Annotated in this window: 23 protein-coding genes; 9 read left to right on the top strand and 14 right to left on the bottom strand. The window is 67.0% G+C overall.

Going from position 1 to position 23,749, the window contains the following annotated elements; translation table 11 throughout:
- Positions 1-35: 35 nt before the first annotated feature.
- From AC07YS_RS16520 to AC07YS_RS16485, 8 genes are all read right to left on the bottom strand, one after another.
- Entirely contained in the window at positions 36-812 is a 777-nt protein-coding gene (locus AC07YS_RS16520; protein WP_495269262.1) for an ABC transporter ATP-binding protein, read from the bottom strand.
- Between the two features lies 1 nt (position 813).
- Positions 814-1,587 (bottom strand): ABC transporter ATP-binding protein, encoded by a 774-nt coding sequence (locus tag AC07YS_RS16515; RefSeq protein ID WP_056572293.1) that lies wholly within the window; start codon positions 1,585-1,587, stop codon positions 814-816.
- 17 nt (positions 1,588-1,604) lie between these two features.
- Entirely contained in the window at positions 1,605-2,813 is a 1,209-nt protein-coding gene (locus tag AC07YS_RS16510; protein ID WP_495269263.1) for a branched-chain amino acid ABC transporter permease, read from the bottom strand.
- A 13-nt stretch (positions 2,814-2,826) separates the two neighbouring features.
- Positions 2,827-3,756 carry a branched-chain amino acid ABC transporter permease gene (locus tag AC07YS_RS16505; protein ID WP_062481019.1) on the bottom strand — a complete coding sequence of 310 codons (930 nt, stop codon included), beginning with the start codon at positions 3,754-3,756 and terminating at the stop codon, positions 2,827-2,829.
- Positions 3,757-3,984: 228 nt separating this feature from the next.
- Positions 3,985-5,277, bottom strand: a complete 1,293-nt coding sequence (locus AC07YS_RS16500; RefSeq protein ID WP_139703237.1) for a replication-associated recombination protein A — start codon at positions 5,275-5,277, stop codon at positions 3,985-3,987.
- Positions 5,278-5,303: 26 nt separating this feature from the next.
- Complete coding sequence (gene lolA, locus AC07YS_RS16495) at positions 5,304-5,945, bottom strand: outer membrane lipoprotein periplasmic chaperone LolA (RefSeq protein WP_307637488.1); 642 nt, start codon at positions 5,943-5,945, stop codon at positions 5,304-5,306.
- A gap of 184 nt (positions 5,946-6,129) precedes the next feature.
- The gene (locus tag AC07YS_RS16490) at positions 6,130-8,580 is read right to left on the bottom strand and encodes a DNA translocase FtsK (RefSeq protein WP_062481035.1); all 2,451 of its coding nucleotides are present in this window, start codon (positions 8,578-8,580) and stop codon (positions 6,130-6,132) included.
- A gap of 95 nt (positions 8,581-8,675) precedes the next feature.
- On the bottom strand, positions 8,676-9,350 hold the full coding sequence (locus tag AC07YS_RS16485; RefSeq protein ID WP_062481025.1) for a Crp/Fnr family transcriptional regulator: 675 nt from the start codon (positions 9,348-9,350) through the stop codon (positions 8,676-8,678).
- 180 nt (positions 9,351-9,530) lie between these two features.
- Here AC07YS_RS16485 and trxB point away from each other — a divergent pair, with 180 nt between their 5' ends.
- The 3 genes from trxB to rpmG all read left to right on the top strand — a co-directional run bounded on the left by trxB (position 9,531) and on the right by rpmG (position 11,151).
- Positions 9,531-10,481 carry a thioredoxin-disulfide reductase gene (gene trxB, locus AC07YS_RS16480; protein WP_070062145.1) on the top strand — a complete coding sequence of 317 codons (951 nt, stop codon included), beginning with the start codon at positions 9,531-9,533 and terminating at the stop codon, positions 10,479-10,481.
- 251 nt (positions 10,482-10,732) lie between these two features.
- The gene (rpmB, locus tag AC07YS_RS16475) at positions 10,733-10,966 is read left to right on the top strand and encodes a 50S ribosomal protein L28 (protein WP_007830293.1); all 234 of its coding nucleotides are present in this window, start codon (positions 10,733-10,735) and stop codon (positions 10,964-10,966) included.
- 11 nt (positions 10,967-10,977) lie between these two features.
- Positions 10,978-11,151, top strand: coding sequence for a 50S ribosomal protein L33 (gene rpmG, locus AC07YS_RS16470; protein ID WP_007830291.1), 174 nt, complete (start codon positions 10,978-10,980; stop codon positions 11,149-11,151).
- Positions 11,152-11,317: 166 nt separating this feature from the next.
- Here the strand turns inward: rpmG and AC07YS_RS16465 are convergent, their stop codons facing one another.
- The 3 genes from AC07YS_RS16465 to AC07YS_RS16455 form a co-directional block, all read right to left on the bottom strand.
- Positions 11,318-12,532 carry a DesA family fatty acid desaturase gene (locus AC07YS_RS16465; protein WP_492731270.1) on the bottom strand — a complete coding sequence of 405 codons (1,215 nt, stop codon included), beginning with the start codon at positions 12,530-12,532 and terminating at the stop codon, positions 11,318-11,320.
- 132 nt (positions 12,533-12,664) lie between these two features.
- On the bottom strand, positions 12,665-13,936 hold the full coding sequence (locus tag AC07YS_RS16460; protein WP_495269264.1) for an RsmB/NOP family class I SAM-dependent RNA methyltransferase: 1,272 nt from the start codon (positions 13,934-13,936) through the stop codon (positions 12,665-12,667).
- Positions 13,937-13,979: 43 nt separating this feature from the next.
- Complete coding sequence (locus tag AC07YS_RS16455) at positions 13,980-15,833, bottom strand: M48 family metalloprotease (protein ID WP_495269265.1); 1,854 nt, start codon at positions 15,831-15,833, stop codon at positions 13,980-13,982.
- 54 nt (positions 15,834-15,887) lie between these two features.
- Here AC07YS_RS16455 and AC07YS_RS16450 point away from each other — a divergent pair, with 54 nt between their 5' ends.
- Positions 15,888-16,136 (top strand): DUF1653 domain-containing protein, encoded by a 249-nt coding sequence (locus AC07YS_RS16450; protein ID WP_099795438.1) that lies wholly within the window; start codon positions 15,888-15,890, stop codon positions 16,134-16,136.
- On the opposite strand, the gene AC07YS_RS16445 is transcribed toward AC07YS_RS16450, so the two are convergent.
- Together AC07YS_RS16445 and purN are read right to left on the bottom strand one after the other, a co-directional pair.
- Positions 16,124-16,453 (bottom strand): I78 family peptidase inhibitor, encoded by a 330-nt coding sequence (locus AC07YS_RS16445; RefSeq protein WP_070062140.1) that lies wholly within the window; start codon positions 16,451-16,453, stop codon positions 16,124-16,126. The genes AC07YS_RS16450 and AC07YS_RS16445 overlap by 13 nt on opposite strands.
- Before the next feature lie 38 nt (positions 16,454-16,491).
- Positions 16,492-17,088 (bottom strand): phosphoribosylglycinamide formyltransferase, encoded by a 597-nt coding sequence (gene purN / locus AC07YS_RS16440; protein ID WP_495269266.1) that lies wholly within the window; start codon positions 17,086-17,088, stop codon positions 16,492-16,494.
- A gap of 173 nt (positions 17,089-17,261) precedes the next feature.
- On the opposite strand from purN, the gene AC07YS_RS16435 reads away from it, so the two are divergent.
- From AC07YS_RS16435 to AC07YS_RS16420, 4 genes are all read left to right on the top strand, one after another.
- Positions 17,262-18,443: an acyl-CoA dehydrogenase family protein gene (locus tag AC07YS_RS16435; RefSeq protein ID WP_062482930.1), complete on the top strand. Its 1,182-nt coding sequence runs from the start codon at positions 17,262-17,264 to the stop codon at positions 18,441-18,443.
- Positions 18,444-18,455: 12 nt separating this feature from the next.
- Complete coding sequence (locus tag AC07YS_RS16430; protein ID WP_095746552.1) at positions 18,456-19,571, top strand: acyl-CoA dehydrogenase family protein; 1,116 nt, start codon at positions 18,456-18,458, stop codon at positions 19,569-19,571.
- 96 nt (positions 19,572-19,667) lie between these two features.
- On the top strand, positions 19,668-21,026 hold the full coding sequence (locus tag AC07YS_RS16425) for an alpha/beta fold hydrolase (RefSeq protein ID WP_495269267.1): 1,359 nt from the start codon (positions 19,668-19,670) through the stop codon (positions 21,024-21,026).
- Positions 21,027-21,032: 6 nt separating this feature from the next.
- Entirely contained in the window at positions 21,033-21,818 is a 786-nt protein-coding gene (locus AC07YS_RS16420) for an enoyl-CoA hydratase (RefSeq protein ID WP_159275535.1), read from the top strand.
- A 46-nt stretch (positions 21,819-21,864) separates the two neighbouring features.
- Here AC07YS_RS16420 and AC07YS_RS16415 read toward each other — a convergent pair whose 3' ends face one another.
- Positions 21,865-22,425 carry an HNH endonuclease gene (locus tag AC07YS_RS16415; protein WP_062480919.1) on the bottom strand — a complete coding sequence of 187 codons (561 nt, stop codon included), beginning with the start codon at positions 22,423-22,425 and terminating at the stop codon, positions 21,865-21,867.
- A gap of 165 nt (positions 22,426-22,590) precedes the next feature.
- Between AC07YS_RS16415 and AC07YS_RS16410 the strand changes: the two genes are divergently transcribed.
- Positions 22,591-23,628 (top strand): bifunctional riboflavin kinase/FAD synthetase, encoded by a 1,038-nt coding sequence (locus tag AC07YS_RS16410; protein WP_062480918.1) that lies wholly within the window; start codon positions 22,591-22,593, stop codon positions 23,626-23,628.
- Positions 23,629-23,749 lie beyond the last annotated feature (121 nt).

Here is a 23,749-nt window from a genome sequence, read left to right as displayed (position 1 = left end):
GTTCTGCGGTGCTGGCCGGTGGCGCTGGCGGGTGCTTACTCGCCGAGGTAGGCGGCGCGCACGCGCGGATCGCGCAGCAGTTCCTTGGCGTCGCCGTTCATCGTGATGAGGCCCGACTCCATGACGTAGCCACGGTCGGCCAGTTGCAGCGCGCGGTTGGCGTTCTGCTCCACCAGCAGGATCGTGACGCCCTGCGAGGCCACGGTCTGCACCACCTCGAAGATCTTGTCGCACATGATCGGCGACAGGCCCATGGTGGGCTCGTCGAGCAGCAGCACCTTCGGACGCGCCATGAGCGCACGGCCCATCGCCAGCATCTGCTGTTCGCCGCCGGACATCGTGCCGGCCAGCTGGTCCTTGCGCTCGCGCAGGCGCGGGAAGGTCACGAACACGCGCTCCATGTCGCTCGCGATCTCGGCCTTGTCGTTGCGGATGTAGGCGCCGATCTGCAGGTTCTCGGTGATCGTCATGCGCGTGAACACGCCGCGGCCCTCGGGCACCATCACGAGGCCCTCGCCCACGAGGTCCCAGGCGCCGCGGCCCTTGATGCTGCGGCCCAGGAACTCGATGTCGCCCGCGCCGGCCGGCAGCGTGCCGGTGATGGCCTTCATGGTGGTGGTCTTGCCGGCGCCGTTGGAGCCGATGAGCGAGACCAGCTCGCCCTCGAACACGTCGAAGTCCACGCCCTTCACGGCCTGGATGCCGCCGTAGCCCACCTTCAGGCCGCGGACCTTGAGCAGGTTCTTGCCCGCTGCCTTGGTGGTGGCGGCCGGTGCCGTCGCGGTGGCCATCGTTGCTTCTGCGGGGCTCATCTCAATGTCCTCCGGTGCCGAGGTAGGCCTCGATCACCTTTTCGTTCTTCTGTACCTCGACCGGGTTGCCCTCGGCAATCTGCTTGCCGTAGTCGAGCACGGTGACGCGGTCGCACAGGCCCATGATGAGCTTCACGTCGTGTTCGATGATCAGGATCGTGCGGTTGTCCTTGCGGATGCGGTCGATGAGCTCGCGCAGCAGGACCTTCTCGGTCGAGTTCATGCCGGCGGCCGGTTCGTCCAGCGCGATGAGCTGGGGGTCGGTGGCCAGTGCGCGCGCGATCTCGAGGCGGCGCTGGTCGCCGTAGCTCAGCGTGCGCGCCTTGTAGTCGGCGAACTTGCCGATGCCCACGTAGTCGAGCAGCTCCTGCGCGCGCTTGGCGATGGCCGCTTCTTCGGCCTTGAAGCCCTTGGTGCGCAGCATGGCGCCGAACACGCCGGAGTGCGTACGGATGTGGCGCCCGACCATCACGTTCTCGAGCGCCGTCATTTCGGCGAAGAGGCGGATGTTCTGGAAGGTGCGCGCAATGCCGGCCTTGGCCACTTCGTGCACGGCCGTCGGCTGGTAGGGCTTGCCGGCCAGTTCGAAGGTGCCGCTGTCGGGCGTGTACAGCCCGGTGATCACGTTGAAGAAGGTCGTCTTGCCGGCGCCGTTGGGCCCGATCAGGCCGTAGACCTGGCCGCGCTTGATGGTGATGCCCACGTCCGAGAGGGCCTGCAGTCCGCCGAAGCGCTTGGAGATGCCGCGAACGTCGAGGATGGTGTCTGTCGTCATGTCTGTGTGTCCTTGGCTCACGGATTGATGGACATGGGACGCGATGCCGCACCCGGCACTTCGTCAGCGGGGCTGTCGATGCCCGGTGCATGGGTCTGCAGCGTGCCGGGCGCCACGGCCGCATGGGCCGGGTCGACGGGCGCGCCGTTCTTCTTCGCCAATGTCTTGCCGTGTTCCGGCGAGGGCCACAGGCCGCGCGGGCGCATCAGCATGATGACGATCATGGCCAGCGCGATGAACAGCTGGCGCAGGATGGACGCGTCGAGGCGGCCGTCGGTCATCGCCTGCAGCGGGCCGGCCACGTAGCGCAGCACTTCGGGCAGCGCGGCCAGCAGCACGGCACCCAGGATGACGCCGGGCAGGTGCCCGAGGCCGCCCAGCACGACCATGGCGACGATCATCACCGACTCCATCAGGCTGAAGGACTCGGGCGACACGAAGCCCTGGAAGGCCGCGAACATCGCGCCCGACACGCCGCCGAAGCTGGCGCCCATGCCGAAGGCCAGCAGCTTCATGTTGCGGGTGTTGATGCCCATCGCCTTGGCAGCGATTTCATCTTCGCGGATGGCCATCCAGGCGCGGCCGATGCGCGAGATCTGCAGGCGGTGCGAGATGATGATCGTGGCCACCACCAGCGCCAGGAACAGGTAGTAATACAGCGTGACCGAGGAGATCGTGAAGCCGTCGAACTTCCACGCCTTGCCGAGGTCCAGCCCCCAGAACTTGATGGAGTCGATCGCCGTGATGCCCTTCGGCCCGTTGGTGATGTTGATCGGCTGGTCGAGGTTGTTCAGGAACACCCGGATGATTTCACCGAAGCCGAGCGTGACGATCGCGAGGTAGTCGCCGCGCAGCTTCAGCGTGGGCGCCCCCAGCATCGCGCCGAGCACCCCGGCCACCACCAGCGCAAGCGGAACCACGATCAGGAGCGAGGTGTGCAGCCCGTTCGGGAACATCGCCTTGAACCACGGAAAGGTGTCCGAGAGGTGCGACGAACCCATCAGCGCGTAGAGGTACGCGCCGACCGCAAAGAAGGCCACGTAGCCCAGGTCGAGCAGGCCGGCGTAGCCGACCACGATGTTCAGGCCGAGCGCGAGCATCACGTAGAGCAATGCGATGTCGGCGATGCGCACCCAGGCGTTGCCCTGGGTCTGCAACAGGATGGGCAGCGCCAGCACGGCGACCACGCCGAGGATGTAGAGCGCGAGGTTCTTGCTGTTCTTCATGGTGTGCTGCTCCTCAGGCCCGGTCCGCCACGCGCTCGCCGAGCAGACCCGAAGGCCGCAGCGTGAGCATCACGATCAGCACGATGAAAGCGAAGATGTCGCTGTAGTTGCTGCCCAGCACGCCACCCGTGAGGGTGCCGATGTAGCCGGAGCCGATGGCCTCGATGAGGCCGAGCAGGATGCCGCCGACCACTGCGCCGGCCAGGTTGCCGATGCCGCCGAACACGGCCGCGGTGAAGGCCTTGAGGCCGGGCAGGAAGCCCATCGCGTGTTGCGCGATGCCGTAGTTGGAGGCGTACATCACGCCGGCGATGGCCGCGAGCACGGCGCCGATGATGAAGGTGGCCGAGATGACCATGTCGGGCCGGATGCCCATGAGCGCCGCGACGCGCGGGTTCTCGGCAGTGGCGCGCATCGCGCGGCCGAGCTTGGTGTAGTTGACCAGCCACATCAGGATCACGAGCGAGAACGCCGTGACGCTGAGGATCATGACCTGCGTGGGCGAGATCACGGCGCCGCCCACGTGGATGGGGTCGGTCGGCAGCAGGTTGGGATACGCCTTGTTGGTCGGCTTCCAGATGATCATGGCCAGCGTCTGCAGCAGGATCGACACGCCGATGGCGGTGATGAGCGGTGCGAGCTTGGGGCTGTTGCGCAGCGGCCGGTAGGCCACTTTCTCGATCACGAAGTTGAGGCTTGCCGCGACGACGCAGGCAATGATCAGCGCAACGAAGAGGATCAGCCAGCCCGGTGTGTTGGGCATTCCGTCCTTCATGAGCCCGATGATGGTCCAGCTTGTGAGCGCCCCCACCATCAGCACTTCACCGTGCGCAAAATTGATCAGATTGATGATGCCGTACACCATGGTGTAGCCCAAGGCTATCAAGGCATACATGCTGCCGAGAACCAGACCGTTGATGATCTGCTGCAGCAATATTTCCATAACGCGATTCCCTATGTGTTGCACCTTGCGGGTGCCATTCACCTACCGAGGCACCGGTTTGGCGCCACTGGCTTGACAAGCAAAAAACCAGCCAACATGTGTCGCCGGCAGATTTGGTGGGCGGGATTGTAGACACGCCCCGGCGCTGTTTTGGGGCGGGATGACCGGGGTTTACCCGCTCACTTCATGCTGTATGCGCGTGAAGTCATGCAGATGCGCAAACCTGTATCAGCGATCTGAATTTGTGTTGAGGCGACGCAGTTCGCGCAGCTTTTCCGCGATGCGGATTTCGAGTCCACGCTCGACCGGTTCGTAGAACACCTGGCCTTCCAGGCCCTCGGGCAGGTAGCGCTCGCCGGCGGCGAAACCGCCCTCCTCGTCGTGCGCGTAGCGGTACCCCTTGCCGTAGTCGAGCTCCTTCATGAGCTTGGTCGGCGCATTGCGCAGGTGCATCGGCACCGGGCGCGTGCTGTCTTTCTTCACCAATGCGCGCACCGCGTTGTAGGCCTTGTAGACCGCGTTCGACTTGGGTGCGATGGCCAGGTAGACCACGCATTCCGCCAGTGCCAGCTCGCCTTCGGGGGTACCCAGGCGCTCGTAGACCTCGGCCGCATCGAGCGCCAGGCGCAGCGCGCGCGGGTCGGCCAGGCCGATGTCTTCGCTGGCCATGCGCACCAGGCGGCGCGCCATGTAGCGCGGGTCGGCGCCACCGTCGAGCATGCGCACGAACCAGTAGAGTGCGGCGTCGGGGTCGCTGCCGCGCACCGATTTGTGCAGCGCGCTGATGGTGTCGTAGAACTGCTCGCCGCCCTTGTCGTAGCGGCGCATGCGCTCGCCGAGCACGCGCAGCAGCCACTCGTCGGTGATGTTCGTGAGCTTCTCGGCGCCGGCCGCAACCGCCAGCGTCTCCAGCGTGTTGAGCAGGCGGCGCGCGTCGCCGTCCGCGTAGGCGACCAGGCGGTCGATGGCCGCCTCGTCGATGGCCGGAACCGCCTGGATCGCTTGCGCCTTGGCGACGATCTGCTTCAGGTCGCCTTCGTTGAGCGACTGCAGCACGTACACCGCCGCCCGCGACAGCAAGGCCGAATTGACTTCGAACGACGGGTTCTCGGTGGTCGCGCCAATGAAGGTGAACAGGCCCGACTCGACGTGCGGCAGGAACGCGTCCTGCTGGCTCTTGTTGAAGCGGTGCACCTCGTCGACGAAGACGATGGTGCGCTGCTGCGTGAGCCCGTCGCGCGCGGCCGTGGCCTGCTCGACCGCCTCGCGGATGTCCTTCACGCCGCCCAGCACTGCGCTGATGCTCAGGAACTGCGCGTCGAAGGCGTCGGCCATGAGCCGCGCGATGGTGGTCTTGCCGGTACCCGGTGGGCCCCAGAGGATGCAGGAGTGCGGCTGGCCCGACTCGAAGGCGATGCGCAGCGACATGCCCGGACCGAGCAGGTGCTGCTGGCCGATCACTTCGCCGAGCGTCTTGGGACGCAGGCGCTCGGCGAGGGGCTGGTGGGTGCGCGGGGCCAAACCGGGGACTGTCCTGCTGTGGGTGATTACTGCTTGAGCACGTCGGCACCCGCGGGCGCCTTGAACTCGAAAGTGCTGGCGGGCAAGGCCGGGTTCACCTCGACCTTGCTGAACTTGAGCACCGAGCGCTGGCCGAAGCTGTCCAGGATCTCGAGGGCCGCGAGCGCGTCACCCTGGAAGCCGACCATCACGCTCTGCAGCTGGCCGTCCTTGTTCTTCGGCGTGGCCTTGACCCACTGCAGGCCGTCGCGCTCGGGCGCGGCTTCCAGCGCGAAGTCGGCCTGCAGGGCGCGCAGGTCGGCGGCGGAAGCAATCAGCGCGGCGGGCGTCGAACCCAGCGCCTGCGCCTGGGTGCGCTGCGTGACCTGGTTCAGGTCGGCGTCGTAGAGCCACAGCGTCTTGCCGTCGGCCACGATGCTCTGGGCGAAGGGCTTGCGATAGTCGAACTTGAATTTGCCGGGGCGATGGAATTCGAAGGTGCCGGTCGACGTCTTCGCGCGGCCCGGCTGGCCCTCGCGCGGCGGGGCCGTCACGGTCTGGGTGAACTCGGCACGGCCGGACTTGACCGTCTTCACGAAGGCTTCGAGGCTTTCGAGCCCGTCGGCCCAGGCACTGCCGGCCACCGTGCAGATCAGGCCGGCCAACAGCCAGAGGCGGGTTTTCTTCATGGGAGGTTCCTCGGAAAAACGTTGCTGCGATGCCCATCGACACTACCCGCCGCAGGTGCCGGCTTCTGTAGGCTTTCATGAAGATTTGCAGCAGCGCCGGTGCGCGTTTGCAAATTGCCTCTCAGCACGTAACCAGTCCTGGCGCGGTGGTGATGGGGGTCGTCGTCGATGGTGCGCCGGCGGGTCACTCCGCCTGGCGTGCGGGCACGAGGATCTCGCGCTGGCCGCTGCCGCTCATGGCGCTCACGAGGCCGGCCTTTTCCATGTCCTCGACCAGGCGCGCGGCGCGGTTGTAGCCGATCTTCAGGTGGCGCTGCACCAGCGAGATGCTGGCCTTGCGGTTCTTGAGCACGACCTCGACCGCCTGGTCGTACATCGGGTCTTTTTCGCCGTCGCCGCCGCCGAGCAGGTCGCCGTCACCGTCGCCATCGACCGTGCCGCCTTCGAGCACGCCTTCGATGTAGTCGGGTTCGCCCTGGCTCTTGAGGTAGGCCACCACGCGGTGCACTTCCTCGTCGCTCACGAAGGCGCCGTGCACGCGGATCGGCAGGCCCGTGCCGCTGGCCATGTAGAGCATGTCGCCCATGCCCAGCAGCGCCTCGGCGCCCATCTGGTCGAGGATGGTGCGGCTGTCGATCTTGGAGCCCACCGAAAACGCGATGCGCGTGGGGATGTTGGCCTTGATAAGGCCGGTGATCACGTCGACGCTGGGGCGCTGCGTGGCCAGGATCAGGTGGATGCCGGCGGCGCGGGCCTTTTGCGCAAGGCGGGCAATCAGCTCTTCGATCTTCTTGCCGACCACCATCATCAGGTCGGCCAGCTCGTCGATGATGACCACGATGTGCGGCTCGCGCTTCAGCGGTTCCGGATCGTCCGGCGTGAGGCTGAAGGGGTTGTAGATGAACTCCTCGCGCGCCTTGGCTTCGTCGATCTTGGTGTTGTAGCCGGCCAGGTTGCGCACGCCGAGCTTGCTCATGAGCTTGTAGCGGCGCTCCATCTCGGCCACACACCAGTTCAGGCCGTGCGCCGCCTGGCGCATGTCGGTGACCACGGGCGCCAGCAGGTGCGGGATGCCTTCGTAGACCGACATTTCGAGCATCTTCGGGTCGATCATGAGCAGGCGGACGTCGCGTGCCTCGGCCTTGTAGAGCAGCGACAGGATCATCGCGTTGATACCGACCGACTTGCCCGAGCCGGTGGTACCGGCCACCAGCACGTGCGGCATCTTCGCGAGGTCGGCCACCACGGGGTTGCCGATGATGTCCTTGCCCAGGCCCATCGTGAGCATCGACTTGCCCTCGTTGTAGACCTGCGAGCCCAGGATTTCACTGAGCTTGATCGACTGGCGCTTGGCGTTCGGCAGTTCGAGCGCCATGTAGTTCTTGCCAGGAATGGTCTCGACCACGCGGATCGACACCAGCGAGAGTGAGCGCGCCAGGTCCTTGGCGAGGCCCAGGATCTGCGAGCCCTTGACGCCGGTGGCGGGCTCGATCTCGTAGCGCGTGATGACGGGGCCCGGCGAAGCGAGCACCACGCGCACCTCGACGCCGAAGTCCTTGAGCTTCTTCTCGATCATGCGCGAGGTCATCTCGAGCGTGTCGGAGGACACCGTTTCCTGTCGCACCAGCGCGGCGTCGAGCAGGTCGACCTGCGGCAGCTTGCTGTCGGGCAGTTCCTTGAAGAGCGGCTTCTGGCGCTCCTTGACGACGCGGTCGCTGCGGGGGACCTCGGTCATCGCGGGTTCGATCTGCACGGGCGGCGATGCGGGGCGGCGCTTGGGCGCGACTTCTTCCTCTTCGTCGTCGAAGCTCGGCTCGAGAGGGCCGGCGTCGCCGAACGCGGCCTCCTTGCTGGGGCGCATTTTCTTGGCGCGCGGCGCGGGCGCCAGCTCTTCCTCGTCGCCGGCGCGTTCGCGTGCGGCCTGCTTGCCCATGGCGATGTCGGCGGCCATTTCGCGCTTTTCACGGCGCGACTCGAACAACGAATAAGCCCGCGCGCCGATGCGCTCGGCGATCAGGCTCCAGGAGAAACGGAACACCAGCGCCGAACCGATCACGCCGCCGGCGATGGCGACCAGCGCCGAGCCCGTGAAGCCCAGCCAACGCACGCTCGCCGGTCCCACGAGGTAGCCCAGGGCGCCACCGCCCGAACCCGGCAGGTGCGATTCGAGGCGGTACAGGCGCGACCATTCGAGCACCGCGCTCGCGCACAGCAGCAGGACCAGGCCGAACCAGAAAGCCAGCCGGCTGCGGTTGAAGCGACCGCGCGGGGGCTGTTCGACCGCCGGCGTCGGTTCGCCGCCGCGCAGCCAGCCGGCCAGCGACGAGAGCCACGCGCGCAGGCCCGCCGCAAGGCACCACCAGACGGAATAGCCGGCAAGGAAGTAGCTGCCATCGGCCAGCCAGGCGCCGATGCGGCCGCCCCAGTTCTTGATCTCACCGCCCGTGCCCGAGGTCGACCAGGCGGCATCGGACGGGGTGAAGCTCAGCATCGCCAGCAGCCAGAACAGGAGGGCTGCGAACCCGGCGATCAAGGTGATTTCGTGGGCGAAGCGCAGGGCGCGCAGGCGCACGGGTTGCCCTTCGGCAGCGGAAGAAGAGGAGGACGATTGAAGCGTATGGAGCGAATAGGTCATGAAAAGCACGGCGCCCGGCCCGAAAAAACGCAGGCCGACCGCCCCGAACACTACAACAAAAGGCCGTGGACGCCGAAAGCGCCCGGCCTATGGGCTCAGGTCAGCGTCAGGAGCCGGTCCTTGATGATCACCGAGCCGTCTTCCTGGGACTGCACGAAACCGCGCTCTTCCAGGTCCTTCATGACGCGGCTCACCATTTCGCGCGACGCGCCGACCATCTTGGCCAGGTCCTGGCGGGAGATCTTGTCGCGGACCTTGAGGTTGCCCATGCCGTCCTGGCTGGCGAACTCGAGCAGCGCACGGGCGACGCGGCCGTACACGTCCATCAGCGCCAGCGACTCGATCTTGCGGTCAGCGTGGCGCAGGCGCTGCACCAGGCCGCGCATGATGTTGTAGGCCATCGAGGAGTTCTCGGGCAGGCAGCGCGCGAAGGCGTCGCGGCCCAGCATGAGCACGTCGCACTGGATTTCGGTGCGCACGGTGGCCGAATGCGGCTCGTCGTCGATCAGGCTCATCTCGCCGAGGTAGTCGCCGGGATGCAGCGTGGCCAGGATCACCTCGCGGCCACGGCTGTCGGCGCTCGTGACGCGGGCGCGGCCGGTCAGGATGATGTACAGCGCATCGGATTTCTTGCCCTGCTCCACGACGACCTCGGCGCGTTTGAAGCGCTTCTTGATGATCGCATCCGCAATGCTTGCGGACTGCGAGGCCGTCAACGACGCGAACAATGGAACGCGCCGAAGCAATTCAAGGTTGGACAGCATCGACATTAATCAATCCCTGAAACAGCGCGCGATGTGATCCTGATGCTGAGCCCATGGATTACTACAATCGCGCGCATTGAAAACACCGTGCACCCGGTGTTGAACCGGGCGGTGATACTCCCCACGTATCGCTACCACCCTGAAAATGTACACGCTGCCGCAGCGTCCATCCTAGGTTTTCTACTCATGTCCGCACCCCAACACGCCAAGGTTCTCATTCTGGGCTCCGGCCCGGCCGGCTACACCGCCGCCGTCTACGCCGCACGCGCCAACCTCCAGCCTTTGCTCATCACGGGCATCGCGCAAGGCGGTCAACTCATGACCACCACCGAGGTCGACAACTGGCCGGCCGACGTGCACGGCGTGCAGGGCCCGGAGCTGATGCAGCGCTTTCTCGAGCACGCCGAACGCTTCAAGACGCAGATCGTGTTCGACCACATCAACAAGGTCGACCTGAGCAAGCGCCCGTTCACGCTCACGGGCGACAGCGGCACTTACACCTGCGACTCGCTGATCATCGCCACGGGCGCATCGGCCAAGTACCTGGGCCTGGATTCCGAAGAGAAGTTCATGGGCCGCGGCGTCTCCGCCTGCGCGACCTGCGACGGCTTCTTCTACCGCGAGCAAGAGGTCTGCGTGATCGGCGGCGGCAACACGGCCGTCGAAGAGGCGCTGTACCTCTCCAACATTGCAAACAAAGTCACACTCGTGCATCGCCGCGACAAGTTCCGCGCCGAGCCGATCCTGATCGACAAGGTCATGGAAAAAGTGGCTGAAGGCAAGATCGTGTTGAAGCTGCACAACCAGCTTGACGAGGTGCTCGGTGACGGCACGGGCGTGACGGGCATCCGCATCAAGAACACGCAGACCGGCGCGACCGAAGAGATCACGCTCAAGGGCTGCTTCATCGCGATTGGCCACCACCCGAACACCGACATCTTCCAGGGCCAGCTGGAAATGAAGGACAACTACATCGTGACCCGCTCGGGCCTGAAGGGCTTCGCGACGATGACCACCGTGCCCGGCGTGTTCGCGGCCGGCGACGTGCAGGACAACATCTACCGCCAGGCCATCACCAGCGCCGGCACGGGTTGCATGGCTGCCCTCGACGCGCAGCGCTTCCTGGAAGAGCACTGAGGCCTATCCCACGGGGAACGGGGCACCGGCCAGCGCGGCCGGATTGCCCGTATCTGCGACGCCCTCCTGCCTCGCTGAGCCCGAAAGGGCTATAATCCGAGGCTTTGCCGAAACAGGGCCTACCTCCCACCGGGAGTCGGGTTGCGGCAAATCCGGGGTACCGCCACCCGTTTCTGGCGAGGTCAAGCTGTAAAACACCCTGCAATCGCCCTGATTGCGCCGGTGCCAGCTGTTCAAGAAAGAGTGTCCACATGGCACGCGTATGCGACGTAACGGGCAAAGGCCCGATGGTCGGAAACAACGTTTCCCACGCCAACAACAAAACCAAGCGCCGGTTCCTGCCGAACCTGCAATACCGCCGTTTCTGGGTCGAGACCGAAAACCGTTGGGTTCGCCTGCGCGTTTCGAGCGCTGCACTGCGCCTGATCGACAAGAACGGTATCGATGCCGTGCTCGCAGACCTGCGTGCCCGCGGCCAAGCTTAAGGAGCTGAATCATGGCAACGAGCAAAGGCGGACGCGAAAAGATCAAGCTGGAATCCACCGCGGGTACCGGCCACTTCTACACGACGAGCAAGAACAAGAAGACGATGCCTGAAAAGATGTCGATCATGAAGTTCGACCCCAAGGCGCGCAAGCACGTCGAATACAAGGAAATCAAGCTGAAGTAATTCGGCCTGTTCTCCCCAAAAAACCCGCTGCTCACCCAGCGGGTTTTTTATTGCCTGTCGTTTTTGTGAAAGCAGAAAAAGGCAGGCACAAAAAAGCCGACCCGCAGGTCGGCTTCTTCACTGGGCAAGAGCAGCAGCGCGGGAGGCGCCGGCCCTTTGCTCTTCGTCAGGCGCGCGCAGCGCGCAGGCGGGTCGAGAACTCGCGCAGGCCGGCAATGCCGCTGGCTTCCGCACGGTGGCACCAGGCCGCCAGGTCGGCCGCCAGCTGCTCGCGCGATTGCGAGGTGTTCAGCCAGAGCTGGCGCAGCTCTTCGCGCATCGTGACCATCTTGTCGAGCACCGGGTGCGCAGCACGAGCCTGCACCAGATGGGTGCGCGCCGAGGCAGGCACCTTGTCGTCGTCGCGATGCAGCCAGCGCTTGGCCGCCTTGAGCACCGACAGGTCGGCGCCCTTGGCCTTCAGTACGTCGATTTCCTCGCTGGTCGCACGGCGCATTTCGCGGGCGTAGCCGGCCATCACTTCGTAGCGGTTGGCAATGACGGCCTCGAGCGTCTTCTCGTTGGCCACGGGCTGGATGTCGCCCATCTGCATCTTCGGCGGCACCTTTTTGACCTTGGCCCAGCCAAGCTTCTGGAACACCTGGATGTAGACCCAGCCGATGTCGAACTCGTACTTTTTGACCGAGAACTTGGCCGAAGTCGGGTACGTGTGGTGGTTGTTGTGCAGCTCTTCGCCACCGATGATCAGGCCCCAGGGCATGATGTTGCGGCTGGCGTCGGACGCCTCGAAATTGCGATAGCCCCAGTAGTGGCCGATGCCGTTGATGATGCCGGCGGCGGTGATCGGGATCCAGAGCATCTGGACCGCCCACACGGTCAGGCCGAGCGCGCCGAACAGCGCCAGGTTGATCACCAGCATCAGGCCCACGCCTTGCCAGCTGTAGCGCGTGTACAGGTTGCGCTCGATCCAGTCATCGGGCGTGCCGTGACCGTAGCGCTCCATCGTTTCCTTGTTCTTCGATTCCTTGCGGTACAGCTCGGCGCCGCGCCAGAAGACTTCGTCGATGCCCTTGACCTGCGGGCTGTGCGGGTCGTCGACGGTTTCGCACTTCGCGTGGTGCTTGCGGTGGATGGCGACCCATTCCTTCGTCACCATGCCGGTGCCGAGCCAGAGCCAGAAACGGAAGAAGTGCGAGGGGATCGGACCGAGGTCCATCGCCTTGTGTGTCTGCGTGCGGTGCAGAAAGATCGTGACCGCTGCGATGGTGATGTGCGTGGTGACGAGCGTGTACAGCACGACTTGCCACCAGGCAATGTCCCACAGGCCGTGTCCGAGCCATTGGATGACCGCGTTCAGAACGGCGGAGTCAGGAAGCATCATTGAGTCAGGTACTCCATGGCCACACGAAGGTGCAGCCTTCAGGTAACCCGCGATTTTAGGATGTCAGGGCCAAAACGAGGCCTTTTGTCCTTCTGTCACACCGCAGATTTACCCTAGTTTGGAGCCCCGCGCCTATTTCCGGTTCCACACGGCAGCAAAAAAGCCGTCGGTGGCGTGGCGATGCGGCCACAGCCGCAGGTAGCGCCGGCCGTCTTCCCCGCCCGCGCAGAGGGCCTCGGCGCCCTCCACCTTGAGAGCCTGGAGCAGTTCCGCGGCATCCATGGGCACGAAATCGGGGTTCGCGGCGGCAAAAGCCTCGGCGATGGCCTCGTTTTCCTCCGGCAGCACGCTGCAGGTGGCGTACACCAGCCGGCCACCCGACTTCACGAGCCGGGCCGCGCTTTGCAGGATGGCGGTCTGCTTGGCCGTCAGCTCGGCCACCGACTTGGCCGATTGCCGCCATTTGAGGTCGGGGTTGCGGCGCAGCGTGCCGAGCCCCGAACAGGGCGCATCGACCAGCACGCGGTCGATCTTGCCGGCCAGGCGCTTGATCCGGTCGTCGCGCTCGTGGGCGATCGCAGCCGGGTGCACGTTCGAGAGCTTGCTGCGCGCCAGCCGCGGCTTGAGCGCGTCCAGGCGGTGGGCCGAGGTGTCGAAGGCGTAGAGCCGGCCGGTGTTGCGCATGGTCGCGCCGATGGCCAGGGTCTTGCCGCCCGCGCCGGCGCAGAAATCGACCACCATTTCGCCGCGCTTGGCGTCCAGCAGCAGCGCGAGCAGCTGGGAGCCCTCGTCCTGCACCTCGATGGCGCCGCGCACGAACGCGTCGAGCTTGGTCAGCGCCGGCTTGCCGTCGATGCGCAGCCCCCAGGGCGAGAACGGCGTCACTTCCGATTTGATAGCAGCCTTCGCAAGCTCCGCCTTCACTTCGGCCCGCTTGTCGGTGAATGCATTGACGCGCAGGTCGAGCGGCGCCGGCTGCTGCAGGCTCTCGACCATCGGCCAGAAGCCGTCGCCCAGCTGCGCCTTGAGCGGCGCGACCAGCCATTCGGGCAGGTTGTGGCGATGGCGTTCGAGCAGGTCGTCGGGCTTGACGGCGTCGCAGTTGTCGAGCCAGCGTTTCTCGGTGTCGTTGAGCGCGCTCTTCAGGAAGTCGCGCGGGCCGTGAAAGCCCAGGATCGCCATGCGGCGCTCCTTCGAACCGCTGCCCGAGGGCGACAGGTGATCGAACAGCAGCTTCTTGCGAAGCACGGTGTAGACGGTTTCGGCGAGCGTCGCGCGCTCGCGCGGGCCGAACTCGCGGTGGTCGCGGAAAAAGCGCGAAACGACCTGGTCGGCCGGGTGATCGAATTTCAGGACCAGGCCGACCAGATCGGCGGTGGCCTCCAACAGGGCTTTGGGATGCATAGCCCCGATTGTCTCAGCCGGCCGACCTCGCGGCCGAAACGCCTCAGGCGCCGCGCACCCAGACGGTTCCGAAAGCCTGCCTCTCGATGTCTTCCAGCGTGGGCGAATGCCCCGCCCAGAGCACCAGCGCCGCGCCCGGCAAGGTCAGGGTCTGCTCGAGTTCGCGGCACAGGTGCCAGCGGTCCTCGTCGTCGAGCCCCGGCACCTCGACGAACACGATGTAGGCCCGCCGCCAGGCGAACTCGCGCAGGTTCTTGCGCACCACCCACATCCGCGACACCGGCAGGCAGCGCGCGATGTCGGCGCGCAGCTCGCCCAGCTCGTGGTCGTTCAGGTCGTGGCGCGAGATCTGGCTGAAGAACGGCGTGTCGGTGATCTCTTCCCAGGCGCGCGCCTCGGCCTCCTCCGCCTCCTTGAGCCGCGCGCGCCACAGCTTGAGCCCCTGCTCGTCGTGCGGCCCCGCCTCGGCGTCTTCGAGCGAGGCGACGGCGTTCTTGGCCGCCCACCATCGGCTGGCCACGCCCGACTGGTGCAGCCGTTCGAGCACCGTCAGGCGCTCGGCGCGCTCGCGCACGGGCAGCATCTGGGCCAGCCCGCGCAGCGCGCCCGGATGGTCCGGCGCGATCCGCAGCGCGCTTTCGTAGCGCGCGCGCACCGGCGCCGCCGGATCGAGCCGGCGCTCGGCGTCGGCCCACTCGACCATCTCGTCAGGCGTGTTGCGCTCGCCGCGGGCCGCCAGCACCGCAATGCGCTCGCGGATGCGCGAGCGGTGCGCGTGGTGCTGCTTCCAGTCGGCAGCGTGGGCGCGGCGCCAGGCGTTGTCGAAATGCGCGATCCACTTGTGCTTGTCGGCCAGCATGTCGAGTGCGGGCCGCTGCGACCAGGCCGGCAGCGCCGCCTTCTGGTTCAGCGCTTCCAGCCGGTCGCGCAGCACCGGATGGGTGTCGTCCAGGTCGCTGACGCGCCGCATCGCCTCGCGCAGCGCCTGGCGCGCGAACTCCTCGCTCGGCGGCGTGCGGGCGCGCTGCCGCAGGGCGGCGAACGGGCCGGGCGGCAGCGGCTCGCGCTCGGCGCGCGCCCAATGCCAGGGCCAGAACTCGCTGGCGTACCAGTTGCCCTTGATGGCCACTTCGGTGAGCGCAGCCGCGGCCACCGCGGTGCCGAGCAGCCGGCCCGAGATGCGGTCGGCCTCGTACTCGTCCTGGCGGGCCAGCGCGAAGGTCTTGGCGGCGAAGCGCGGAAAGTACCAGCGGAAGAAGGCCTGCGACACCAGCGCCATCACGCCCTCGTCGCGCTGCAGGCTGGCATCGAGCCGCAGCCACGACAGCCGCGTGCGGTAGATCCAGGCGCTCAGCCGGCCATGGTTGCCGCGCAAGTGACCGTATTCGTGGGCCAGCACCGACAGCAGGCGCTGCCGGTCCAGCATCATCAGCAGCGGCAGGCCGATGCTCAGCGAGTTGAGCGCACCGCCGAACAGGCCGAAGCGCGGCACCTGGCTGATGCTGGCGTTGAAGTTGTCGTCCAGGTAGACGCGGTGCACCGGCGGACCCTTGATGCGCTCGCGGATGCGGTCCAGCGCCTCGAACAACCCCGGCGCGTCGGCGCGCGTGAGCGGCTCGCCGTCGGGCTCGTCGAAGTGCACCCAGAGCGCACGCAAAGTCGCCCAGAACAGGCCCAGCGCGAACACGAGCAGCCAGCCGCGGGTGAAGTTGAAGCGCCCGTCGGCCACCGACACGACCACCCAGGCCACAATGCCCACCGCCAGCCCGAGGCAGGCCAGCACCCAAAGGTAGCCGAGCGCGGCGAACGCCGCGACGCCACGCCGGTAGCGCGCGCTGTCGTCCGCACTCGCGTGCTCGCTCAGGCGAACCAGGTGAACAAAATCCGCACGGTCCATCCGACTCCCGTCAAAGACTCATCCGACAGTTGTTACCGAAGAAAGAAGCCCCCGTTGAACGACGAAGACCTCCCTCCCCTGATCGAAACGCCCCCCGGTCGCTACCGCCACTACAAGGGCGGCGAGTACGACGTGATCGGCACCGTCCGCCACAGCGAGACGCTGGAGCCGATGACGCTGTACCGCGCCCTCTACGGTGCCCGCGGCCTGTGGGTCCGGCCCGCCGCGATGTTCGAGGAAACCATCGAGATCGACGGCCGCCCGCAGCGCCGGTTTGCCCCGGTCGACGCTCAGCCGCAGTGAACGTCCTTGACGCGGCCACGCGCGTCGACGCTGATGTTGAGCCGCCCGGGGTTGAGTTCCATCGTGACCGCCTGGTTGGGCTTGAGCACCCGTGCCGTGCCGGCGCCGGCACGTGCGCGCGCGGCGGCTTCGAGCTGGGGCGTCACCTGCTGGCCCACGGCAAAGCGGGCGCCTTCGGCGTTGCACTGGAAGACGGGCTCGGCCGGCGCGGCGGGCGCGGGCGCAGCGGCGCCCGGTGCCGGCGCGGGGGCCGGGGCGGCGCAGGCGGCCAGCAGGGCCGCGGTGGCCAACGTCAACAGCAGCGATTGGGTTTTCAAAGTTCTGTGCTCCCGAAAACCCAACAATATAAACAACTTTAAGCTTTGTGACTCAATGTATCCAACAGCCATCCAGCGATGGCGCGCGGATACAGCAGGTGCTCCTGGGACAGCACCCGGGCGGCCAGCGTGGCGGCCGTGTCGTCCGGCAGCACCGGCACCACGGCCTGCGCCAGGATCGGCCCGTGGTCGAGCTCGGCCGTGACCTGGTGCACCGTCACCCCGGCCACCTTGCAGCCCGCCTCGATGGCGCGCTGGTGCGTGTGCAACCCCGGAAAAGCCGGCAGCAGCGAGGGGTGGATGTTCACCAGCCGCCCCGCGTAGCGCGCCACGAAGCCCGGCGTCAGGATGCGCATGAAGCCCGCCAGCACCACCAGCGCCGGCGCGTGGGCGTCGACCGCCTCGGCCAGCGCCGCGTCGAAGGCCTCGCGGCTGTCGAAGGCCTGGTGCGGCACGACGGCGGTCGCGATGCCGTGCGATGCGGCCAGCGCCAGCCCGCCGGCCTCCGCCTTGTTGCTGATGACGGCGGCGATGCGCGCGCCGAAGCGCTCGGGCCAGCGGTCGCGCTCGGCGGCGCGCACGATGGCCGCCATGTTCGAGCCGCCGCCGGAGATCAGGATCACGATGTTCTTCATGGGAGGCCGGGATTATCCGTGCCCCGCCAACACCCCGATCAGCCTCCCGCCAACCCGCACGCCGGCGGGCTTGTCGCGACGCGGACACCGGATCGCAGCACGACCGTGCTAAAACTCGCAGTTCCGGAGACACCCCGCGTCTGCGGTGGACCGATCAACACAGCGAGGCACGCATGGATTTGAGCTTCACACCCGAAGAACAGAAGTTCCGCGAAGAAGTTCGCGCATGGGTCAAGGACAACCTCCCCCAGGAGATTTCGCACAAGGTGCACAACGCGCTCGAACTGACGCGCGACGATCTGCAAGGCTGGGCCAAGATCCTCGGCAAGAAGGGCTGGCTGGGCTACGGCTGGCCCAAGGAATTCGGCGGCCCCGGCTGGACCGCCGTGCAGCGCCACCTGTTCGAGGAAGAAACCGCATTGGCCGGCGCGCCGCGCATCATCCCCTTCGGTCCCGTCATGGTGGCCCCGGTGATCATGGCCTTCGGCAACGCCGAGCAGCAAAAGCGCTTCTTGCCCGGCATCGCCAGCGGCGAAGTCTGGTGGAGCCAGGGCTACAGCGAACCCGGCTCGGGTTCCGACCTGGCCTCGGTCAAGACCAAGGCCGAGCGCAAGGGTGACAAGTACATCGTCAACGGCCAGAAGACCTGGACCACGCTCGGCCAGCACGGCGACTGGATGTTCAACCTCGTGCGCACCAGCAACGAAGGCAAGCCCCAGACCGGCATCAGCTTCCTGCTGCTGGACATGAAGTCGCCCGGCGTCACCGTGCGCCCGATCAAGCTGATCGACGGCGGCGTCGAGGTGAACGAGGTGTTCTTCGACAACGTCGAAGTGCCCGCCGAGAACCTGATCGGTGAAGAGAACAAGGGCTGGACCTACGCCAAGCACCTGCTCTCGCACGAGCGCACCAACATCGCCGACGTGAACCGCGCCAAGCGCGAACTCGAGCGCTTGAAGCGCATCGCCAAGAGCGAAGGCGTGTACGACGACCTGCGCTTCCGCGACGAGATTGCCAAGCTCGAGGTCGACATCGTCGCCCTCGAGATGATGGTGCTGCGCGTGCTCTCCGCCGCCACCTCGGGCAAGAACTCGCTGGACGTGGCCGGCCTGCTCAAGATCCGCGGCAGCGAGATCCAGCAGCGCTACGCCGAGCTGATGATGCTGGCCGGCGGCCCCTACTCGCTGCCGCTGATCCGCGAAGCCATGGAAGCCGGCTGGCAGGGCAACTTCCCCGGCGGCAACCCGGCGCTGGCACCGCTGGCATCGACCTTCTTCAACATGCGCAAGACCACGATCTACGGCGGCTCGAACGAAGTCCAGCGCAACATCGTGGCGCAAACCGTCCTGGGCTGAGGAGACACCAACATGGATTTCAATTTTTCGGAAGACCAGGACCAGCTGCGCGACGCCGTTCGCAAGTGGGTCGACAAGGGCTATGACTTCGAGCGCCGCCGCGGCATCGAGGCCAAGGGCGGCTTCTCGCGCGAAGCCTGGGACGAACTGGCCGAGCTCGGCCTGGGCGGCCTGTACATCAGCGAAGACGACGGCGGCCTGGGCATGGGCCCGGTGGCCGGCATGGTCGTGATGGAAGAACTGGGCCGCGGCATCGTGCTGGAGCCCTTCGCCCAGACGCTGATCGCCGGCGCCGTGCTCGGCGGCTACGCCGACGCGGCCACCAAGGAAAACTGGCTGCCGCGCATCGCCGGCGGCCAGGCCCTCGTGGTGCTGGCCTACCAGGAGCGCAAGGCGCGCTACCGCCTCGATGTGTGCGAGGCCACGGCCACCAAGTCGGGCAACGGCTACTCGCTGACCGGCGCCAAGAGCGTGGTGCCCGTGGGCGACGAGGCCGATGCCTTCATCGTGCCCGCCAAGGTCGACGGCAAGATCGCCCTCTTCCTGGTCGAGCGCAGCGCCAGCGGCGTCGAAGCCCGCGGCTACGGCACGCAGGACGGCGGCCGCGCGGCCGAAGTGGTGTTCGACAAGGCCGACGCCACGCTGGTCACGGCCGACGGCCTGGCCGCGCTCGAGTACGCGGTCGATGTCGGCATTGCCGCCACCTGCGCCGAAGCGGTCGGCGTGCTCGACAAGACGCTCGACGTCACCATCGACTACATGAACCAGCGCAAGCAGTTCGGCGTGGTCATCTCCAGCTTCCAGGCACTGCGCCACCGCGTCGCCGACATGAAGATGCAGCTGGAGCTGGCACGCTCGATGAGCTACTACGCGACACTCAAGCTCAACGCCCCGGCCGACGAGCGCCGCCAGGCGCTGGCCCGCGCCAAGTACCAGCTGGGCACGTCGATGCGCTACGTTGCCGCGAACTCGGTGCAGCTGCACGGCGGCATCGGCGTGACCGACGAATACATCGGCAGCCACTACTTCCGCAAGCTCACGCAGCTCGAACTCACCTTCGGCGACACCTTGCACCACCTGGGTGAAGTGTCGGCACGCATGCAGGACACGGCCGGCGTCTTCGCCTGACGGCTGTTTTTCTATAGCATCCAACGCCCGCCCGCCTTGCGCCGGCGGGCGTTTTCACTTGTGGGGCCCAAGCCCCCAGCCAGGAGAGAGACAGACATGCCTTCCCGCCGCACCCTGCTTGCCTTGGCCCTTGCCGGAAGCACCGCCGTCACCTTGCTGACCGGCTGCGCCACCTCCGCGCCCTCTTCCACCGAGCGTCCGCCCATCGTCTTCATGCACGGCAACGGCGACTCGGCCGCGCTGTGGCAGACCACGATCTGGCGCTTCGAATTGAACGGCTGGCCGCGCGAGCGGCTGTTTGCACTCGACCAGCCGAATCCCCTGGCCCGCGACGACGACGCCGTGGCCCAGCCGGGGCGCAGTTCCACCGCCGACTCGGCCGCGTTCCTGCGCGCCGAGGTCGAGAAGGTGCTGAAGGCCACGGGCGCGCCCAAGGTGGTGCTCATCGGCAATTCGCGCGGCGGCAACACCATCCGCAACTACGTGCAGAACGGCGGCGGCGCGGCCGTAGCGAGCCATGTGGTGCTGGGCGGCAATCCGGCGCACGGCATCTGGAAGGTGAAGGGCCTGCGCGAGAACAACGAGTTCTCGGGGCTCTCGGCCTTCATGCAGCAGCTCAATGCGCCCAAGGGACCGAACGGCGACGAGGTCACGCCCGGCGTGCAGTGGCTCACGCTGCGCTCGGACACCAACGACAAGTACGCCCAGCCCGACGGCCTGTGGATCGGCGCGCCGGGCCAGCCGACGAACATCGGCTTCGACGGGCCGGCGCTCAAGGGCGCCACCAACCTCGTGCTGCCGCGCGTGGACCACCGCGAGACCTCGTTCTCGCCGGCGGCCTTCGCGGCGACCTGGCGCTTCCTGACCGGCCAGGCGCCGGCCAGCACGGCGGTGGCACCAGAATCGAAGGTCGTGCTCGACGGCCGCGCGACCGGCGCGGACAACCTGGCACTGACAGGCGCGCGCGTCACGGTCTTTGCCATCGACCCGGCCTCGGGCGCGCGGCGCGGCGAGGCGGCGCACCAGCAGACGGTCGGCGCCGACGGCCGCTGGGGCCCGTTCAGCGCGCAGCCCACCGCACGCTACGAGTTCGTGCTCGACGTGCCCGGCCAGGGCACCACGCACATCTACCGCAGCCCGTTCGTGCGCAGCAGCGGCGTCGTCAACCTGCGGACCGAGCGCCTGGCGCCGGCCGAGAGCGGCGCGGGCGCGGTGGTCGTCTTCACGCGCCCGCGCGGCTACTTCGATGCGCAGCGCGACACGATGAACTTCGACGGCCAGAGCCCGCCGCCCGGCGTACCGGCCCAGGGCGCGGGGCAGTCGAGCTCGCGGCTGCGCATCGCGGCCGGCGCGCCGCAGCGCACGGTCAGCGCCGAGTTCAACGGCGAGCGCCTCACCGGCCAGAGCTGGCCCGCCGCGCAAGGGCACACGACGGTGCTCGAGCTGACGTACTGAACAGCCATGAACGACACGGCCCCCTTCGTCCTGACGGCACGCGACGCGCGCGGCGTGGTCACGCTAACGCTGAACCGCCCCGCCGCCTTCAACGCGCTGTCCGAAGGCATGCTCGGCGCGCTCGAACAGGCGCTCGGCGCGGTCGCCGCCGATGACACGGTGCGCGCCGTCGTCATCGCCGCGGCGGGCAAGGCCTTCTGCGCGGGCCACGACCTGAAGGAGATGCGCGCCGAGCCCTCGCTCGGCTACTACCAGCAGCTGTTCGACCGGTGCGGCGCGATGATGCTGTCGATCCAGCGGTTGCCCGTGCCGGTGATCGCGCGCGTGCACGGCATCGCGACCGCGGCGGGCTGCCAGCTGGTGGCGGTGTGCGATCTGGCCGTGGCCGCCAGCGACGCGCGCTTTGCGGTCAGCGGCGTCAACGTCGGCCTCTTCTGCGCCACGCCCGGCGTCACGCTGTCGCGCAATCTGGGGCGCAAGGAAGCCTTCGAAATGCTGGTGACGGGCGAATTCATCGGCGCCGAGGAAGCGCGCGAGAAAGGCCTGGTCAACCGGGTCGCACCGCCCGAGGCGCTCGACGCCGCGGTCGAGGCGCTGGTCGCCAGCATCGTCGCCAAGCCCCGCACGGCACTCGCGCTGGGCAAGGCGCTGTTCTATCGCCAGCTCGAAACCGGCATCGAGGCCGCGCTGGCCGACGCCAGCCGGACCATGGCCTGCAACATGATGGACGAGAGCGCGCTGGAAGGGGTGCAGGCCTTCATCGAGAAGCGACCGCCGGCCTGGAAGGGCTGAAAGAAAAAAGGAGGCCGAGGCCTCCTTTTTTCTTGCGCGTCGGGTGTCAGATGTCGTGCAACCGGGACGACTGCGGCAGGTGCGCCATCAAAAACTCCATCTGGTCCGCCAGGATGCGGCGGTTGCGCAGGATGAAGTCTTCCCACAGGCTCGGCACATAGGGCGCGTACAGCAGCGGCATGTTCGCCTGCTCGGGCGTGCGGCTGCTCTTGCGGTGGTTGCAGGGCTTGCAGGCCGTGACCACGTTCATCCAGGTGTCGATGCCGCGCTGCGCGAACGGAATGATGTGCTCGCGCGTGAGTTCGTCTTCGTGGAAATGGCCGCCGCAATAGGCGCAGATGTTGCGGTCGCGCGAGAACAGCTTGCTGTTGGTGAGGCCCGGGCGCTGCGCGAAGGGGTTGATGCGCGGCACGCCCTTGGTGCCGATGATGCTGTTGATCGCAATCTGCGACTGCTCGCCCGTGATCGCGTTGTGGCCGCCACGGAACACGGCCACCTGCGCGCCCACTTCCCAACGGACTTCGTCCGCTGCGTAGTGGATCACCGCCTGTTCCAGCGATATCCATGACTGGGGCAGCCCTTGGGCCGACAGCTTCAAGACCTTCACACACGCCTCCTCGACACGAGAAAAACACGCAGAGACCAGAGACTCGGGGTGCATCGGCGACTCACGCCAACCCACGCACTGCGTCACAATATACCGGCTTTGTGACAAATCGGCCTGATTTGCCCATTCGACGGGCATCAGGCGCTATCAAAAAGATACTCTCCCATGCAGGTTTTCCGCGGCTTCCGACACCCGGGCGTAGCTCCGGCCTGCGCCCTCACGATCGGCAATTTCGACGGCGTCCACCGCGGCCATCAGGCCATGCTGGCGCTGTTGCAGACCGAGGCCCGCCATCGCGGGCTGCCCAGTTGCGTGCTGACCTTCGAGCCGCACCCGCGCGACTATTTCGCCGCCGTCACCAAGAAACCCGACCTGGCCCCGGCCCGCATCGGCACGCTGCGCGACAAGCTGACCGAGCTGGCGGCTTGCGGCGTCGACCAGACCATCGTGCTGCCTTTCGACGGCCGGCTGGCGTCCCAGTCGCCCGAGGCGTTCATCCAGAACGTGCTGATCGACGGTCTGGGCGCGCGCTACGTGCTGGTGGGCGACGACTTCCGCTTCGGCGCCAAGCGCGCGGGCGACTACGCCATGCTCGATGCCGCCGGCGAAGCCCACGGTTTCGACGTCGCGCGCATGAACAGCTACGAGGTGCACGGCCTGCGCGTGTCCAGCTCGGCCGTGCGCGAGGCGCTGGCCGAAGGCCGCATGGCCGACGCCCACACGCTGCTGGGGCGTCCGTACACCATCTCGGGCCACGTGGTCCACGGCCGCAAGCTGGGCCGGGCGCTGGGCGCGTCGTCGCCGGGCAAGGACGACGGTTTTCGCACCCTCAACCTGCGCTTCAAGCACTGGAAACCGGCCGCCAGCGGCATCTTCGCGGTGCTGGTGCACGGCCTGGCCGACCAGCCGCTGCCCGGCGTGGCCAACCTCGGCGTGCGGCCCTCGCTGGACGCCAACGACGTCAACGCCGGGCGCGTGCTGCTGGAGACGCATTGCCTGGAGTGGCCCTCGCATCTGGGGGCCGAAGGGGCCTACGGTAAAATCGTGCGCGTGGAACTCCTGCACAAACTGCACGACGAATTGCGCTACACCAGCCTCGAAGCCCTCACTGCGGGCATCGCGAAGGATGGCCGCGACGCACGCGCGTTCTTCGCATCGACCCACGCCGAGACCCACCGCCAGACCACGCGCGACCGAATTTAGCCCTGCACGCCCCGTGCTGCCGCCCTTCGACAAGCTCAGGGCGAACGGCTATATCTTCCGCACCGACCGCTCAATGCAGTTCGGGCTGAGCCTGTCGAAGCCCCTCTGTTTCGCCGCACCC

This window comes from Variovorax sp. GW458-11-26-14-LB1 (assembly GCF_059423965.1).
The sequence above is the reverse complement of the archived record's forward strand: the minus strand, read 5'-3'. Positions and strand labels throughout refer to the sequence as shown.

Bases quoted from the DNA above. Each gene is read 5' to 3' on its own strand.
- AC07YS_RS16420 (WP_159275535.1), top strand. From the start codon at position 21,033: ATGAACGACACGGCCCCCTTCGTCCTGACGGCACGCGACGCGCGCGGC.
- AC07YS_RS16435 (WP_062482930.1), top strand. From the start codon at position 17,262: ATGGATTTGAGCTTCACACCCGAAGAACAGAAGTTCCGCGAAGAAGTT.
- AC07YS_RS16425 (WP_495269267.1), top strand. From the start codon at position 19,668: ATGCCTTCCCGCCGCACCCTGCTTGCCTTGGCCCTTGCCGGAAGCACC.
- AC07YS_RS16410 (WP_062480918.1), top strand. From the start codon at position 22,591: ATGCAGGTTTTCCGCGGCTTCCGACACCCGGGCGTAGCTCCGGCCTGC.
- AC07YS_RS16455 (WP_495269265.1), bottom strand. From the start codon at position 15,833: ATGGACCGTGCGGATTTTGTTCACCTGGTTCGCCTGAGCGAGCACGCG.
- AC07YS_RS16430 (WP_095746552.1), top strand. From the start codon at position 18,456: ATGGATTTCAATTTTTCGGAAGACCAGGACCAGCTGCGCGACGCCGTT.
- rpmB (WP_007830293.1), top strand. From the start codon at position 10,733: ATGGCACGCGTATGCGACGTAACGGGCAAAGGCCCGATGGTCGGAAAC.
- rpmG (WP_007830291.1), top strand. From the start codon at position 10,978: ATGGCAACGAGCAAAGGCGGACGCGAAAAGATCAAGCTGGAATCCACC.
- AC07YS_RS16505 (WP_062481019.1), bottom strand. From the start codon at position 3,756: ATGGAAATATTGCTGCAGCAGATCATCAACGGTCTGGTTCTCGGCAGC.
- AC07YS_RS16490 (WP_062481035.1), bottom strand. From the start codon at position 8,580: ATGACCTATTCGCTCCATACGCTTCAATCGTCCTCCTCTTCTTCCGCT.
- AC07YS_RS16460 (WP_495269264.1), bottom strand. From the start codon at position 13,936: ATGCATCCCAAAGCCCTGTTGGAGGCCACCGCCGATCTGGTCGGCCTG.
- lolA (WP_307637488.1), bottom strand. From the start codon at position 5,945: ATGAAGAAAACCCGCCTCTGGCTGTTGGCCGGCCTGATCTGCACGGTG.
- purN (WP_495269266.1), bottom strand. From the start codon at position 17,088: ATGAAGAACATCGTGATCCTGATCTCCGGCGGCGGCTCGAACATGGCG.
- AC07YS_RS16515 (WP_056572293.1), bottom strand. From the start codon at position 1,587: ATGACGACAGACACCATCCTCGACGTTCGCGGCATCTCCAAGCGCTTC.
- AC07YS_RS16485 (WP_062481025.1), bottom strand. From the start codon at position 9,350: ATGTCGATGCTGTCCAACCTTGAATTGCTTCGGCGCGTTCCATTGTTC.
- AC07YS_RS16520 (WP_495269262.1), bottom strand. From the start codon at position 812: ATGAGCCCCGCAGAAGCAACGATGGCCACCGCGACGGCACCGGCCGCC.
- AC07YS_RS16510 (WP_495269263.1), bottom strand. From the start codon at position 2,813: ATGAAGAACAGCAAGAACCTCGCGCTCTACATCCTCGGCGTGGTCGCC.
- trxB (WP_070062145.1), top strand. From the start codon at position 9,531: ATGTCCGCACCCCAACACGCCAAGGTTCTCATTCTGGGCTCCGGCCCG.
- AC07YS_RS16465 (WP_492731270.1), bottom strand. From the start codon at position 12,532: ATGATGCTTCCTGACTCCGCCGTTCTGAACGCGGTCATCCAATGGCTC.